The organism is Chryseobacterium sp. X308 (genome assembly GCF_020733145.1).
Taxonomy (GTDB): Bacteria; Bacteroidota; Bacteroidia; order Flavobacteriales; family Weeksellaceae; genus Chryseobacterium; species Chryseobacterium cupriresistens.
The window spans coordinates 46443-62642 of the sequence record NZ_JAJFZH010000004.1 but is presented as its reverse complement, the minus strand read 5'-3'; the positions used below and the strand labels follow the sequence as shown (position 1 = coordinate 62642).

Here is a 16200-nt window from a genome sequence, read left to right as displayed (position 1 = left end):
GTTTACTTCAATTGAACGCATTCTGAAAATATTAAAATTATCGTTCAGGTTTTCCCGAATATTAATTCAAAATAAACTCTTTTAAATTAAAAACTGCCTTTACAGCGCTTTCAGCATATATTATAGAAACCGTCTTTTCTTTGCAATAAATTAAATCTATATTAAAAAATCAATCAATCGTTTGATTTGAATAAAAACTTGTGTACATTTGCGCCCTGAAAAATGAACACTAACATGATTTCAAAAGAAGAAAATATATTATTCGCTGCCGAGAAGCTCTTTGCAGAACAGGGATTCGAAGGAACTTCCACCCGGGAAATTGCAAAGGCGGCGAATGTAAACATCTCTATGATCTCATATTATTTTGGCTCTAAGGAAAAGCTTTATGAGAAATTAGTGGAATACAGAATGAATGAAGGTCAGTTTTTCTCAGAAGACCTTTTGGGAAGAACAGACATCAACGATTGGCAGAAGATTGAAAGAGTCATCGATCAGTTTTCTCACAAGATCCGGACTCAAAAATGCTTCTACAGGATTATGCAGAGAGAGCAGCTGCATACCAAGAATCCTCAGATTGTTGAATTTTTGAAGCAAACCAAAATGGGATTCCTTTCTATGTATTCACAAATATTGGAAAGTGGTCTTAAAAATGGAATTTTCACCAAAAATCCTCCTATTTATCTCCTTCATTCTACCGTAAGCGGAACCTTGTTTTATGCATTCAATGCAAAAGAAATGTATAAAGAGTTCCTGAATGAAACAGAAGATGAAGAAGCTTTTGATGAAAAATACTACACAGAACTTAATAAACATATTAAATATTTACTAAAAGACCTTTTAGGTTATGAAGAGAATAAATAACTCAGTGATTGCATTATCACTATTCGTAGGAATAGCAAATGCGAATGCTCAGGAGAAAAGAACACTTACTCTTGACGAGGCCGTGCAGCTGGGAATCCAGAACAGCAAGAATCTCAAGATCGATGCAGCCAAGATCGAAGAGGCTACAGCTGATCTTTTGGAGGCTAAAAACAGACAGCTACCGGAATTAAAGGTGTCAGGTAGCTATATGTACCTTCCGATAAAACCGAATGTTGATATCAAACTTCCAGGTCTTGCAGGAGGAGCTGGCGGACCTGAAATACATCAGGTAGTTTACGGTTCTGCTAACCTTAGCGTTCCCATTTACAGCGGTGGAAGAATCAAATACGGAATTCAGTCAGCAAAATATCTGGTAGAAGCTTCTAAATTAAGCACTGAGAATGATAAAATTGCCATTGCTTATAACGTTGCCCAGGCTTATAATAACCTGTTTAAAGCCAACCAGTCCATCAAGGTTTTTGAAGAAAATCTTGCCGCTTCTCAAAAAAGAGATGAAACCTTCCTTAAAATGGAAAACAATGGTTTGATTGCAAGAAATGACAGATTAAAGGCAAATCTTCAGACCTCGAATATTGAACTTCAGCTGTTGGAAGCCAAAAATAACTACAATATTGCCAACATCAATATGGATTTATTGCTTGGTCTTCCAGAAACAACGGAACTGGCAGTAGATGAAAATTATATTGAAGAAGGAACAGATGTAAAACCTGTTGATTATTATGTTAATGAAGCCAGAGAAAACCGTAAAGATTTACAGGCTCTGGCACAACAAAGAAAAGCGGCGGAATTAGGTTCGAAGGCAGCAAAAGCAGAAAATCTTCCTTCCATCGCATTTACAGGAGGGTATGTAGCAGCAGATATCCCTAAGTTTCTTACCGTATACAATGCCATCAATGTAGGAATCGGGGTTTCTTATAACCTGTCCAATCTTTGGAAAGAAAATTCTTCATTAAGACAATCGCAGGCGAGAGAAAAACAGCTTGCCGCTACTGATGAATTACTGAATGATAACATTAAGCTTGATGTCAACAGAGAATATCAGAACACAGACTATTCAAAAAAGAGAATTGCTGTTTTTGAAAAATCGGCGGAACAGGCGAATGAAAATTACAGAATTACCAAAAATAAATACGACAACGGGTTGGCAACCATGACTGAATTGCTGGATGCAGACGCAGCTCAGATTGCTGCCAATGTTGGCGTGATCAATGCTAAGGCAGACGCAGCGCTGGCATACAGAAAACTATTACAGACAACAGGAACTTTAACAATTAAATAATCAGATCGAAACCAAAATGGAAAATAATAATACACAGGCAGCTGAACCTAAAAAGAAAAAAAGTTTAGTTTTTCCTATCATTTTAGCGGCAGTAGTAATCGGAGGAGGAATCTACGGTTACAGAGCCTTTACTTACGGACAGTATCACGAAGAGACTGATGATGCTCAGATTGCTTCCAATATGGCACCGGTAATTTCTAAAATCTCCGGCTATGTAGCTCAGGTAAAAGTAAAAGACAACCAGTTTGTGAAGAAAGGAGATACCTTGGTGATTTTGGATAACAGAGATCAGAAAATGGCTCTGGAACAGGCTCAGGCAGCTTTATCTACAGCCAGAAGCAACATTTCAAATGCAGAAGCGACTACAACGGCTACTTCGAAAAATATAGGTTCTTCAGAAGCAGCAGTAGTAACGGCTAATGCTCAGATTGAAGCGGCAAAAGTAAATGTATGGAAAACTTCTCAGGATCTGAAGAGATATGCTAATCTTGTAAAAGACCACTCTATTACGGAACAGCAGTATGAGCAGGCTTTGGCAGCAAAACAATCTGCAGATAGACAGTTGCAGGTTTTAGTGGATCAGAGAAACCAAATTGCTCAGCAAACTCACATCGCTTCTTCTCAGACGGCTGCCAGCTCACAACAAATCAGTGTAGCAGGATCTGTTGCTAAACAAAGAGAAGTAGATGTAGAAAATGCAAAACTGAATTTGTCATACACGGTAATCCTTGCCCCTGAAGACGGATACGTTGGAAAAGTACCTACACAGGCAGGTCAGTATCTGCAGGCGGGAGCTCAGTTGTTTGCTTTGGTTAAAAACGACCAGAAATGGGTGGTGGCCAACTTTAAAGAAACACAGGTAGACAAAATGGTAGAAGGCCAGAAAGTGAAAATTGAGATTGATGCTTTTCCTGATCAGGAATTTGAAGGAGTGGTAAGCTCATTCTCTCCCGCTACAGGAGCTACTTTCTCTATTCTTCCTCCGGATAATGCGAGTGGTAACTTCGTAAAAGTAGTTCAGAGGCTTCCTGTAAAAATTGATTTTGTAAATCTTGACAAGAGTATTGCCAAAAGATTAAGAACAGGAATGAACGTGAAGGCAGAAGTTGCTTTGAAATAACATTTAAAATTGTTAAAAGTCAATGAATTTCGCTGTCAATAGTGAATCAGCTTTGCTGTCAATTAAAACGATAAGCTTTACAATTCACCATTCACTTGCGAAGCAAAATTCATCATTGATTTTTCACATCAAAAAAAACTTATGCAAGATTCATTAGTAGAATATGGAGCGCGGAGAGTAATCATTACGATTACAGCCATCCTTTGTGCCCTTCTTGAAATTGTAGACTCCACGATTGTCAATGTTGCCTTGAATGAAATGAAGGGGAATCTTGGAGCTACGCTTTCAGAAGTAGGGTGGGTGATTACGGCGTATGCCATCGGGAATGTTATCATTGTTCCGATGACGAGCTGGCTTTCACAGCAGTTTGGGCGTAGAAATTACTTTGCGGCATCCATCATTATATTCACCGTATTTTCATTCTTATGTGGAAATGCGACCAATATCTGGGAACTTGTGTTCTTCAGATTGATGCAGGGAATCGGGGGTGGAGCCTTACTGGTAACCTCACAAACGATTATTACGGAATCTTATCCGATTGAAAAAAGAAGTATGGCTCAGGCTATTTACGGCCTTGGGGTAATTATCGGTCCTACACTAGGTCCGCCTCTTGGAGGATACATCGTTGATAACTTCAGCTGGCCCTATATTTTCTATATTAATATTCCGATTGGAATTGCGGCAACGCTGATGACGCTTCAGTTTGTAAGAAGCCCGAAATATGCAGAAAAACGTAAAGCTTCAGATGTTGACTGGCTTGGAATTGCTCTGCTGGCAGTTACAGTAGGCTCATTACAGTTTATTCTGGAAAGAGGACATGAAGAAGACTGGTTTGAAAGTGGAATGATCGTAGCCTTCACTGTAGCAGCAATTTTAGGATTTATACTATTCCTTTGGCGGGAACTTACCTTTAAGTACCCGATTGTTGAGCTCAGAGTGCTTAAAAACAGCAACCTGAGAATCGGGACTATGATGTCATTCGTTCTTGGATTCGGATTGTATGGTTCTACATTCATCGTTCCTTTGTATACCCAGAGTATTTTGGGATGGACAGCCCTTCAGTCAGGTGCTTTGATGATTCCGGCCGCATTAACGACAGCCTTTATGATGCCTATCATTGGCAGGCTGCTGGCAAAAGGAGCAAAACAGCAGATCCTGGTTTCATTAGGGCTCTTTATTTTCTTTGTTTACAGTTTCTGGGGATACAAAATTCTGACACCGGATACCAGTAAAGATGCCTTTTTCTGGATGCTGATTGTAAGAGGTGCGGGTCTGGGATTATTATTTATTCCGATTACCTCTTTGTCGTTAAGTACCCTGAAAGGGCAGGAGATTGGTCAGGGAGCAGCCTTTACAGGAATGATGAGACAGCTGGGAGGATCTTTCGGGATTGCGGCAATCACGACCTTTATTGCCAATGCAGGACAGAAGTACAGAAATAACTTAATTTCCCACCTGGACGAAAACAGTTTTGATGTTCAGCAAAGGCTGGCAGCATTGAAAGCCAATTTTATAGCAAAAGGGATGACTCCTGATGCTGCAATGAATGCCGCCTATAAAATGCTCGACTTATCTGTAACAAAACAGGCCACTGTTTTATCTTATATGGATGTATTTCTTTATCTCGGAATCGTATTCCTGATATGTATTCCGTTTATCTTACTCGTAAAAGAAAGAAAGAGTAAAGAAAAAATAGATTTGAGTGAAGCCATGCACTAGATTTTAAAAAAGACCTTCGGAGTTTCGAAGGTCTTTTTTTGTTGTATCTGCCTTAACATAATAGGAGACAATACTTTCTGTTTTCATTTTGTTAAATAAAAAATAATATCACTTATTGGAGAGTTTATTTATTTTTTCTAGCTTTACATTACCAAATGAAAAAAATATGAATAAATTCCCTCACCTTTTAATAATCCATTCAAAAGGATTTGCCGGAATGCTGTGTCACACTTTATCTGATTTCCGGTTATTGAACTGACAGACCTGGCTGCCCTTCACTTGCTTTTTATAGTTCATAAAGGCAATTTCCCAATATCCGAAAACGGTATGAAGTATTGTATTACGTTTTATTATTTAGCTAAATCATGATTTCAAGCCACTAATAACTTATTATATATGAATCAAATTCAACTGCCGGAAACTTACGCGGCATTATCAGATTTCAGAAAAAATGATGTCTATCTTCCTGAAATGAATCAGGCTCAGCTTATTGCAGATTTCTTTCCCGGAACTTTCACAGAGCTTACCCAGCGCCTCTCTGATATTACAGGGGCTTTTTACGGAGGCATGCTCAAACAGATTGGAAAACTTTACGGACCCGAAGCTATTGAACAGCTTTCCAGCAGTTTTATGTACGATCTGGGATCAAGAATGACACTGAGGAATCTTGAAGCAAAACCCAATCTGCAGCCTGGAATTCCAGCTGTTGCAAAAATATTGATGGGAGCAGTTTTCACATCCAGTCCCGAATATAATTTTGAATTTAAAGAATTAAATGACTACAAATGCGAATTGCTCATTAAAGGAGTAGACCGTTACCACAAAATCACCCATAGCCTGCAAATTGCAGGTCTGTTGAAATGGCCAGTCATCAAACCTTTTATACAGGGCATTTGCGACACTATGGGACTGGATGTTTTACTTGAGATAAAAGTACTCAGACTCGATCCGGACAGCAAGTGCAGCTATCATGTCATGGTTACAGAAAAATAGCCTCCAACATAAAGTACCTGAAAATTGTACAGGCAGCATTCAATAGGAGCGGACTTTAGTCCGCTTTCTCTATAATAAATCAAGGATAAGTTTTAGTCTAAACATGAACCCGCGTCTCGCACCCCGCATCGCTAATCAATCCTTTCTATCCATTCAATACCACTTACATCAATCAGTTTCAGACTGTGGATATCATTTTTTTGGAAAATATCATCAATATTCAGTGTCACATCAGCTTTTGCTCCTAAGGGAATTACCAGACTGTGCTTTCCCGGTTTCACTTTGGCAACATAATGATTCTGAATATCCTCTTTAGGAATTCCGGCAAGTTCTTTATGATCCAGTTCCTTTAAAATCTTTCCGTTTTTGTCGAGGATATGAATCCCTATCAGAAAAGAGCCATACACATCAGCACCTTCTGTCCTGTAAACTTCAAACGTTAATTTTGAATGCTGATGAGAGATTTTTGAAATTTCCAGCTTCGGTTTTACCGATTTATTGTGCAGTGTTCCCCACACACCTCCGTGAAAATACTGATTGGTAAAAAGTGTTAACCCAAATATGATGAGTGAGCCCGCCAATACAAAAACCTTTGGATCTGACACAGGAAAATTTCCTGAGCCAAGCCATTGAAACCATCTTTTTTGAGTGAATTTTTTGTTGTTTTTCCTGAAATAATGATCCAGAGAATAAGGACCACTTCCTGTGAGAAACATGACAAATCCACCAGCTACACCCAATACACCAATCTGCCACTCATCAAGACAAGTTGTTCCCAGCCAGCCGGAACCTAATAAAATCCCGAGAGCAAGGCTGAAAATGCCAATACTCATCAGCCGGGTAAATAAACCGAGGATGATGAATAATCCGACAATTGCCTCAATAATGGTAAAAATCATCATGGAGCGTTGTAAAACATCAGGATGAGTCACCAGATATTCAATAACTGGTTTTATTCCGAGTGCATTGGGTAAAAAATGATTGAATTTTTCCCCGATATATCCTTTTTCGTCGGGAATAAGTTTGTTTTCAAGGATAAGACGGCGCCAGAACGCTGAAAAGTAGGTCCATCCGATAACCATACGGAGGGATAAAGTATATAATCCGGCCATGTCTGAAGACTGGCTGTTTAAGGTATGTTTCATTGAAATTAATATTGTGTTGTAAAAAACTGATTTTTTATAATCTGACTTAAAAAAAGTTTAAACCAGATGAAGTCTCAGTCTTTTAAACAGAATATATTTCGGAGGGCTGTTCCCGGTAGAATGCCCGGAATAGTTATTGAGAAAAGCTTTTTCTTCAAAAAGATTGGACGCAGCTGAATTAAAACCAGATAAAAACTTATGGTACTGGTTTTGAATTTTGGTTTTTGAAACTGCAACTTCTGAAGAAGCAAAAGTGGTATCACAGCTGAAAGAGAGCGATGAGGTTGTTTTTACCTTATTAAGTCCGCTGATGTATTGAATGTCAAAAATATCAAGAACATTTCTTTTGACTGAGCACGGAGACAACGAAAACACCAATATAAGTATCGTAATGACACCTTTATAAGTTTTCATATGAAGTCCTGAAGTGAGCATGATTACAAAACTACACTTTATTTTAATGTAAGCTTAATAAATTCCAGAAAATGATCCTGCTGATCTACAAATAAGTAATGAGAACAATTATCAATCAGTTTAAAGTTTCTTTTTCCGGCAATATTTTTAAGATCATCAAGCTGTTTCTCTGAAAATATACTGTCATTCTTACCATATATGGCAAAAACAGGAATTCCTTTCTTTCGGATATCTTTTAAAACTGTAGTATTGTCAAGGTTATTTAAAGGTTCATTCTGATAAAATGTAAGAGGAGAGTTGGGGTTTCTTATATTGTTTTTATAAAATTCTCCTGTCTGGTATTCCTTTCTCAGCTTTTCACTTTCTGGAGTAGGGTTGGGCATGTCAAAGAAGCCAAGTTTTCCCGCCGTTTCATAGCATCTTTTTCTGTAAGCCGCGGAATTTTTATCCAGATTTTCTATTGCTGAAATCTCTTTTAGCTGCACAGAATCTTTTTTGAAATGCTCTTTTGCCTTTTTAAGAATATGATCATAGGTCTCCTGCTGTGTAAATAAAGCGCCTGCAAGGGTGAGTGACTTTACCTTGTCAGGAAATTGTTCCGTAAAAAGAGTTCCGATAATTCCGCCGAAACTGTGGGCAATAATATTGGCTCTTTTGATGTTATAAGCGGAATAAATGCCTTTTAAATCCTCAAAACTTTCTTTAAATGTCATGGTTGCCCTTTCATCTTTTGAACGTCCTTCACCGCGTCTGTCATAAACAATGACATAAAATCCTTTGTCGGCAAGTTTTTGCGCGGTAGTCCCCTCAAATAAAGTTGCATTTCCTCCCGGCCCGCCATGGATAAAAATGACAGAAGGGTTTGTAGTTTCTCCATAAGCTTTAGAATACAAATTCTGTGCTTTACAGAACATTGAACCTATCATCAAAAGAAGGGAAAACAGTAATCTCATGGTAATTGTTTTGAGTCTTCTAAACTACTAAATTTCTGGACAGAAAGTAATAAAGCTTTTTTAACGGCTGTTAAATTTAAAAATTAAAACACTACTGACTGACAGTTGTCACAATCCTGCTTTATCTTTACAGTCTGAAAGTTTTACAAAATAGAAAATATACTGAAATGAGTTACTGTTTAGCAATAGAAGGAATGCAGCCCGAGAGCAGAAAAGAACTGCACAAAAATTACCATGATTACCACTACGGATTTCCTATCCATGATGATAATGAATTGTTTGGAAGACTGATTCTGGAAATTAATCAGGCGGGACTAAGCTGGGAAACGGTTCTGAAAAAAGAAGACAGTTTCAGAAAAGCTTATGACCAATTTGATATTCAAAAAATAGCGGCTTATACAGAAGAAGACCGTGAAAGGCTGTTGAGTGACCCTGGAATTATCAGAAATAAATTAAAGGTCAATGCTGCCATTGAAAATGCTAAAACAATCATTGAATTACAAAAGGAATTTGGATCCTTTGAAAAATGGCTGGAACACCATCATCCTATGACATTGCAGGAATGGATGAAGCTTTTCAAAAAAACATTCAAATTTACAGGTGGAGAAATTGTCAACGAATTTCTTATGAGTACCGGATATCTGAAAGGAGCCCATCATGAAAGCTGTCCTGTACACTCGAAAGTATTGGATCAAAAGCCTTTGTGGAAAGAGGTTGAGGGGAAGTAGAATACGACTTTCTTTCAATTAATAAGCCTGGATTCCTAAAATTAAGAATAGAAAAAGAAAGTCCATTTTTTATATGTCAGCTGGTAGCTAGGATTTTAAGCTCTGGCTCAAGCCCATTTCTATTGAATTGATCAGATCATTTTTATGTGCCTGTCTCCGTTGAGTGTAAGATCTTTGCAAAAATCCTTTAACCAAACCTTTTATTTGTTTTCCATAATCTGTTTATGTTCGTTACCCCATTTCTCAAACTCAAGAATGATGGGCTTCAGCTTATAACCGATTTCTGTAAGCTCATATTCTACCCGTGGAGGAACTTCGGCATATACGGTTCTGGTAATGATTTTATCGTCTTCCAGCCTGCGAAGCTGAAGGGTAAGCATACGTTCGGTAATGTTCTGAAGCTTTTTCCTAAGTTCTCCAAATCTCATTTTTCCATTGATCAGATAACAGCATATTGCCAATGCCCACTGTCCTCCGATAATATTGGAAGCATAGATTTCCGGACATTCGTCAGCAAGTGCTTTTTTATTGGCAAAATTGGTTGAGGTTTCCTTTATTTTAGTCATTACTTACATTTTTTATAGTACCATACAATAGGTTGCTAATGTACGAAATGTAAGTAACGTGTTGTAATTTTGTTATAGAAATTTAGACATAATGAAAACATTAGTGATTGTGACGCATCCTGATATTGAAAAATCAGTGATCAATAAAAAATGGATCGACGAGTTAAAAAAATATCCTGAGAAATACACGGTTCATCAACTGTACGAAGCTTATCCTGATGGAAAAATCAATGTGGCAGAAGAGCAGAAGCTGATGGAATCGTATGACAAGATTGTATTTCAGTTTCCTTTTTACTGGTTCAGCAGTCCGCCGCTTTTAAAACAATGGCTGGATGAAGTGGTTTTGTATGGCTGGGCCTATGGTAGCAACAGCGGTTTCAAACTGGCCGGAAAGAAAATGACACTGGCTGTTACCGCAGGAATAGATGAAGATGGATATTCTGAAACAGGAGAATATAAATACACGATGAATGAACTTTTCCGACCTTATGAACTGACTTTCGATTATATAAAAGCCGATTATAAAGAACCTTTTGTGTATTATGGAATTGAAAGAGATTCTTCCGATGAATGGATCAACAGAAGTGTTCCGATGTATCTGGAGTTTCTGGACAATTTATAACTGAATAAAAGTAAAGTTGAACTTGAATTAAAACGGGTTCAACTTACTTTTGTATGTATTCAAAAAGATTTACACCTACAAAAAATACTTCAAAACCCTTATCCCACCGTAGGCGTATCCTCTTCTTTGAGTATTTTTTTCTCCTTCATGGTAAGCATCATTCTTTCATATTTGTACTTTTCCCAATCAAATGTGTTGAGAAAATCAAGGGCAGCCTGAAAACCTCTGTTGAAGAGTTCTTCCTTTTCTTCTCTTTTCATAAAGAAATTCAGCCAGCTGCTGGTGCCGCAGTTAACGGTCTGTATGCTATATAGCTTATAAAAAGTATGTTTGGTAAGGAATGTCTTATCATTAAAACCTTTCAGGGTACTGATGATATTTCCTGCGTAGCTGAACGGTGTTTTAAGGATTTCTTCACTGGTTTTTCCCTTTTCAGAAAGAATGGCAGAATCACTGGTTAGCTGTACCCCAAAAAGAGGCATTCTCGGATAAAAAACTTCATCCGCATGAAAAAGGTCAATAGGGAAGTTGGAAATACTGCCGCCATCAATGAAAACTCCTGCAGGATTTATATTTTCAGGTTGGGTATTCATCCAATACCTCCAGGCATATTTTACAGAATCATCGTTTCTGTTAATTTGTTTCTGGAAAGGTTCAAAGAAAAAAGGTACCGCCATAGAGGCTCTTACAAATTCAGCCGGACTGATGTGCTTCAGTTCCTCTTCGGACCAGTAGAGATTGGCCATCGTAGGAAGTTCTACCTTAATTTTAGCATTGATATCAGTGGTAATAACCACATATTCTGAGGTAAGAAGATAAAACGGATTGTTTTTATAATAATCATTACTGACGGCACTTTCATAGAAAATTCTGTATCGGGTCTGGTCAATGTGTTCCTGATTTTTGATTCTAATCTTTTCGATGCTTTGCAGAGCCATCTGATAATATTCCTGCCTGTTCCCATAGCGGTAGTTGAGATTGAGCTCTCTTTCTTTCTGAATGAATTTTTTATTGAGATCGGCAACTGTTTGTATTCCAAATTGGGCCAGCGCATTTTGCATGGTATTCTGAAAAACATTTCCGGGATTCAGTCCGCTGTTTTCTTTTCTGAAATTATTGTAAAGCTTTTTAATACAGAAAAAGAGAATGACAGCCGGAATCAATGGAATCAGGAACATCAGTTTTGCATTCAGTATGGTTGTGGGAGGAGCCAGAAAAGGAATGCTCAGCAGAATAATGAAGAGGATTACCGCAATAATTGCATTGATCTTAAAAAAATCTTTGTTGTTCAGCATCGCATGAAGAGTTGTCTTTACATACGTTTTCCCATCCATAAAATCTGCAAAATTCCAGCTGAAAAGTATATCCTTGATCAGCTCACTTTTAGGCTCTTCTTTGGTTTTGCAGGCTGCAATAAGCATGGTGTTAATAGCTCCGGCACTCGTTCCTGCTACTTTCAGAAAACGGATCCCGAATATTTCCAGACCATAAAGATAGCCTACCAGTGCGCTTCCCCACACACCGCCACCTTCCTGTACAAACTCTATATACTGATTACCGGACTGATCCAGAAGATCAGAGAATTCTTTGGCAGCTATATTCCCGTGTAAGGCAAGCAATTTATCTTTGGATGCCTGTGAAAGAGAAGGATCTTCCAGAATTTTGTTAAGGTTTTCGGTAGTCATAGTATTTTGTTTTGAGGGTGTGCCGGTAAAAGACAAAGATCATCAATTGGATTATTAAAATCCTTGTGTCGTTATATTGATATAAAAATGAATCACCATTGTTTTCGCCTTACATAAATAAATGTACTGATTACTACTGTAGCCATCGCACCCAATGTTATAAAATATCCATACTTATGATGAAGCTCAGGCATATTATCGAAATTCATCCCGTAAACTCCGGCAATGAAAGTGATCGGTAAAAAGTAAACAGAATAAATGGCCAACACCTTCATCACCTGGTTGGCTTTTTGGTCTGAAAGTGCCAGAAACATGGAGATAAGGTTGGTAATCTGGATATTCAGGTGATCAAAATCCGCCACAACATCTTTATGCTTGTCCTTTAAATCAACAAATTCGGAGTCCTGTAAATTCAAGAGTTTAAATTTATCAATAGCATCCGTAGAGATGACCAGTACGCGGGAATTCAAGCCCGATTTTCGTTTCAGTTTGTAAAGACGGCGGATCTGGCTGGTATGATTCGTGTTTTTAAGAAAAATTTCATTCTCTATATTGTCCATCGTTTCGAACAGACTTAAAGATTCATCATCAAAACTTTTCATAATCAGGATAGCAATCATAAGGGTGATTTGCTGAGGAGTAACATCTTCCTGAATCAGGGAGACTTTTTTCTTGGTCTCTGTGATACTTCTGGTTTTCATCCTGTGGATGGTAATAATGGTATTTTCAACCAGAAAAATTCCAATCTTGGTGCTGATATCGCTGATGGTATTCAAATTCTTTCTTTCCAGTTCGGTACTTTCACGGAGTAAAAAGAATTTTACGTTCCCATCTTCTTCATATTTCGGAAGGTGATTAGGATCCATCGTATCTTCCAGAAGAAGGTTGTTGATTTCATATCTTTCATGAAGAAATTTCAGGTCTTCTAAAGTAGGAGCCTCTACATCTACCCATTCGCACTGGGAGGTTCTGTATATCGTATCAATTGGCATAAAGTAAAAATACTAATATTTTGAAAAACTATGTGTTAAATAAGTTTTATCTTTGCCAAAATTAAAAAACTATATGATTAAAAGTACAATAAAAGGGGTGGGATTTTATGTTCCAGATAACGTTGTTACAAATGATGATTTAGCAAAACTAATGACTACCAATGATGAATGGATTACGGAAAGAACAGGTATCAAGGAAAGAAGACACAGAAAAAACAGATATGACTCTCAGGAAACCAGCGCTTATCTAGGTTTTAAAGCTGCAGAAAAAGCCATCCGCAATGCTGGTCTTACCTCAAAAGATATTGATTATATTGTTTTTGCAACACTTTCACCGGATTATTACTTTCCGGGATGTGGTGTCCTGCTTCAGGACATGCTGGGATGTGACACGATCGGAGCACTGGATGTAAGAAATCAATGTTCAGGATTTGTGTATTCTATGAGTGTGGCCAATGCATTCATCAAATCCGGTACTTATAAAAATATTCTTGTGGTAGGAGCAGAAGTTCATTCTTTCGGATTGGACTTTTCTGATGAGGGAAGAGGTGTGTCTGTTATTTTTGGAGACGGAGCAGGGGCTATTGTTCTTTCTGCATCCGAAGATGAAAATGCAGGTGACATTTTAGCGATGAATATGCATTCTGAAGGAAAATATGCTGACGATCTTTGTACCCAGTTCCCGGGTTCAAAATTCGGATGGAGCGACAGAATGAGAAAAGATCCTGAAAATGTAACGAACAAAGAAGTATATCCGATCATGAACGGAAACTTCGTATTCAAGCATGCGGTAACAAGATTCCCTGAAACCATGATGGAAGCTTTGAACAAAGCCGGAAAGACGGTTGAAGATCTTGATATGTTTATTCCGCACCAGGCGAACCTGAGAATTGCTCAGTTTGTACAGGAAAAATTCGGATTGCCGGATGAGAAAGTCTTCAACAACATTCAGAAATACGGAAATACAACCGCTGCTTCTATTCCTATTGCTTTAAGTGAAGCGATAGAACAGGGAAAAATAAAAAGAGGTGATCTTGTACTTCTTTCAGCATTTGGAAGTGGATTCACCTGGGGGAGTGTTTTGTTTAATTTTTAATTTTTTTCATCATTTAATAAATTAAGTAGTTTTTTTTAAATTGATTTTATATAATTAGTTGATATTCAATAAATTGCTTTGGATAATATGTTTTATTGGATATCTTTGTGTCGTTGATTTCGATTTGCTTACAATTTACATCAACATAATGACTTCAGGTAGTATGACAAGGAAGTCAATATAAAGCACAATTTTAAAGAACAACCTTTAATTTATAATAAAATGATGAAAAAAATTATTTTATCAATGATGGTATTATCATTATCATTCCATGTTTTTGCTCAAACAGGAAGTATAGGTATTAATACTCCCAATCCTAACTCCAATGCAGCATTGGATATTGTTTCTACAAATAAGGGGCTTTTACCTCCAAGGGTTGCTCTGACAAGTACCAACTCTCCTGCACCACTTAGCGCGAATGTGGCAGGTATGCTAGTTTATAATACGGCAACAGCGGGCACTTCTCCTAACGATGTGGTCCCTGGTTTCTATTATAATGATGGCAGCCAATGGAGCGCTATTGCGAATGTTTCTACTCTGAATACTTTGGGGATCCCGAGACCGGCTATTTATCAATTAAATTCCACTATGAATAATTTTTTAAGTACACAAGTTAATGGGCAGAAACAGATTCTTGCTCCTGTATTGGAGATAGCCAACAGTTCGGGAAGCGGGGTGACTTATGCAGGAGCATCCCAGATTACATTTACTCCGGGGTTGTACACGATCACTTTTACGTATGAAGCACTCCATAACAATGGATCCTGCGATCTTTCCTCTTATTTTGTAGATTTTCCGGTTGGGAGTTCTGGTGGTACTCAAAGGGTACATAGTACAGCATCTCATGTGTCCGGTATTAATGCAAACCATGGAGGAAGCATTACATTTACTGCAAGAATCACTTCCAATTATGTATGGAATATTGAGTTGGGAAGGGGACAGTCAGGAAATTGTCTGGGAACTGGAATGAGCCTTTTTCAAAAATCTACACAGGTTTCCATATTAAGAATAGGCAATTAATACTTTTTAGGATATCATAACCAGAATGAAATTAAGTGAAAAAACCATAAACTCAAGTTTATGGTTTTTTTGTTTTATAAAAGGTTTATTTTGTGATCATAATAGTTGATTGTATTCTTTGATTGTCAGTGTTTTGTATGTTTTTTTGTTGATTCTTAAACTTGTGTAAAAGAATATAGAGTTTATAAAATGTTTTATCTTTTTTAATTGAAAACATTCATTATTATGCTAATTATTTGATTGTTTTTTGTTGTAATTTTATTTCTGTTAAAAATTCTAAAAACAAACATGAAAAACTATTTATTACCTGGGGCTTTTTTAGTTCCTTTATTTTCGCTAGCCCAAGTTGGAATAGAAACCTCGAATCCTCAGAAAACTTTGCACGTTAACGGCTCATTACAAGTGGTCAATGAAATCAATGTAGGAGGAAATGCCACAACGGCAGGTTCTGCAGGAACCACCGGTCAGATTTTAACTTCTAATGGACCTGCAGCCTCTCCTTCATGGCAAACCCTAAATACAATAAGCGGAACTATTAACGGCGCTTATTATGTACAGGGAACTACCGAAGCAACCGCAGCTCAGGGAACAACAATTGACGTACCTGGAGCAACAATTACCTTAACGGTGCCAACAGGACGTACCCAAACTTTTTTGTTTACCATTCTTGGATATGCCACTAATTTCCCTAGTGGTGGTGTTTCCAGCCAGGGGGTTTTTATTCTGGCACAGAATAATGTTAAAATATCATCAGCCTATACCACTAAAATAGGAGCTGGAGGAGGTTTGAATGATCTTCCTACACCGGTAACTTTTCTAAAATCCGTAACGCTTCCTGCGGGTACATATACTTTTAAAGTACAGTATGCTGCCTGGTCAGGTCTTGCAAAAGTAAATGTAAATCCTACTACTTACTCTGGATATAATGGTGACGTAGAATCAATGCTTACCAAGATGCAGATTTTAGTCTATAATAATTAAGTATT

General features: G+C 37.7%; 16 protein-coding genes. 10 read left to right on the top strand and 6 right to left on the bottom strand.

The annotated features are described in order from the left end of the window. The first annotated feature begins 222 nt into the window (after positions 1–222). The 5 genes from LIV57_RS06490 (at position 223) to LIV57_RS06470 (ending at position 5993) form a co-directional block, all read left to right on the top strand. Positions 223–861 (top strand): TetR/AcrR family transcriptional regulator, encoded by a 639-nt coding sequence (locus tag LIV57_RS06490; RefSeq protein ID WP_227941942.1) that lies wholly within the window; start codon positions 223–225, stop codon positions 859–861. After that, the gene (locus tag LIV57_RS06485; protein ID WP_202838981.1) at positions 845–2161 is read left to right on the top strand and encodes a TolC family protein; all 1317 of its coding nucleotides are present in this window, start codon (positions 845–847) and stop codon (positions 2159–2161) included. The genes LIV57_RS06490 and LIV57_RS06485 overlap by 17 nt, the downstream gene beginning before the upstream one ends. A gap of 16 nt (positions 2162–2177) precedes the next feature. After that, positions 2178–3281 (top strand): HlyD family secretion protein, encoded by a 1104-nt coding sequence (locus LIV57_RS06480; protein ID WP_227941941.1) that lies wholly within the window; start codon positions 2178–2180, stop codon positions 3279–3281. A gap of 141 nt (positions 3282–3422) precedes the next feature. After that, positions 3423–5000 carry a DHA2 family efflux MFS transporter permease subunit gene (locus LIV57_RS06475; RefSeq protein WP_062674556.1) on the top strand — a complete coding sequence of 526 codons (1578 nt, stop codon included), beginning with the start codon at positions 3423–3425 and terminating at the stop codon, positions 4998–5000. Positions 5001–5396: 396 nt separating this feature from the next. After that, positions 5397–5993 (top strand): hypothetical protein, encoded by a 597-nt coding sequence (locus tag LIV57_RS06470; protein ID WP_227941940.1) that lies wholly within the window; start codon positions 5397–5399, stop codon positions 5991–5993. Positions 5994–6124: 131 nt separating this feature from the next. Here LIV57_RS06470 and LIV57_RS06465 read toward each other — a convergent pair whose 3' ends face one another. Genes LIV57_RS06465 through LIV57_RS06455 form a run of 3 tightly spaced genes read right to left on the bottom strand, consistent with a single transcriptional unit; the run spans position 6125 to position 8505 of the window. After that, complete coding sequence (locus LIV57_RS06465) at positions 6125–7138, bottom strand: TQO small subunit DoxD (protein WP_227941939.1); 1014 nt, start codon at positions 7136–7138, stop codon at positions 6125–6127. A 57-nt stretch (positions 7139–7195) separates the two neighbouring features. Next, entirely contained in the window at positions 7196–7573 is a 378-nt protein-coding gene (locus tag LIV57_RS06460; RefSeq protein ID WP_227941938.1) for a hypothetical protein, read from the bottom strand. Between the two features lie 17 nt (positions 7574–7590). After that, positions 7591–8505, bottom strand: coding sequence for an alpha/beta hydrolase (locus LIV57_RS06455; RefSeq protein WP_227941937.1), 915 nt, complete (start codon positions 8503–8505; stop codon positions 7591–7593). A 167-nt stretch (positions 8506–8672) separates the two neighbouring features. On the opposite strand from LIV57_RS06455, the gene LIV57_RS06450 reads away from it, so the two are divergent. Beyond that, positions 8673–9233: a DNA-3-methyladenine glycosylase I gene (locus LIV57_RS06450; protein ID WP_227941936.1), complete on the top strand. Its 561-nt coding sequence runs from the start codon at positions 8673–8675 to the stop codon at positions 9231–9233. 200 nt (positions 9234–9433) lie between these two features. On the opposite strand, the gene LIV57_RS06445 is transcribed toward LIV57_RS06450, so the two are convergent. Beyond that, positions 9434–9799, bottom strand: coding sequence for a winged helix-turn-helix transcriptional regulator (locus LIV57_RS06445; RefSeq protein ID WP_227941935.1), 366 nt, complete (start codon positions 9797–9799; stop codon positions 9434–9436). A gap of 91 nt (positions 9800–9890) precedes the next feature. Here LIV57_RS06445 and LIV57_RS06440 point away from each other — a divergent pair, with 91 nt between their 5' ends. After that, entirely contained in the window at positions 9891–10421 is a 531-nt protein-coding gene (locus LIV57_RS06440; RefSeq protein WP_227941934.1) for an NAD(P)H-dependent oxidoreductase, read from the top strand. 98 nt (positions 10422–10519) lie between these two features. On the opposite strand, the gene LIV57_RS06435 is transcribed toward LIV57_RS06440, so the two are convergent. Continuing rightward, a complete protein-coding gene (locus LIV57_RS06435; RefSeq protein WP_227941933.1) occupies positions 10520–12106 on the bottom strand; it encodes a patatin-like phospholipase family protein in 1587 nt (528 codons plus the stop codon). 92 nt (positions 12107–12198) lie between these two features. After that, complete coding sequence (locus LIV57_RS06430; RefSeq protein ID WP_227941932.1) at positions 12199–13098, bottom strand: CorA family divalent cation transporter; 900 nt, start codon at positions 13096–13098, stop codon at positions 12199–12201. Positions 13099–13171: 73 nt separating this feature from the next. Here LIV57_RS06430 and LIV57_RS06425 point away from each other — a divergent pair, with 73 nt between their 5' ends. The 3 genes from LIV57_RS06425 (at position 13172) to LIV57_RS06415 (ending at position 16195) form a co-directional block, all read left to right on the top strand. Continuing rightward, complete coding sequence (locus LIV57_RS06425; RefSeq protein ID WP_202839002.1) at positions 13172–14194, top strand: 3-oxoacyl-ACP synthase III family protein; 1023 nt, start codon at positions 13172–13174, stop codon at positions 14192–14194. A 222-nt stretch (positions 14195–14416) separates the two neighbouring features. Continuing rightward, on the top strand, positions 14417–15214 hold the full coding sequence (locus LIV57_RS06420) for a hypothetical protein (protein WP_227941931.1): 798 nt from the start codon (positions 14417–14419) through the stop codon (positions 15212–15214). Positions 15215–15502: 288 nt separating this feature from the next. Beyond that, positions 15503–16195 carry a hypothetical protein gene (locus tag LIV57_RS06415; protein WP_227941930.1) on the top strand — a complete coding sequence of 231 codons (693 nt, stop codon included), beginning with the start codon at positions 15503–15505 and terminating at the stop codon, positions 16193–16195. Positions 16196–16200 lie beyond the last annotated feature (5 nt).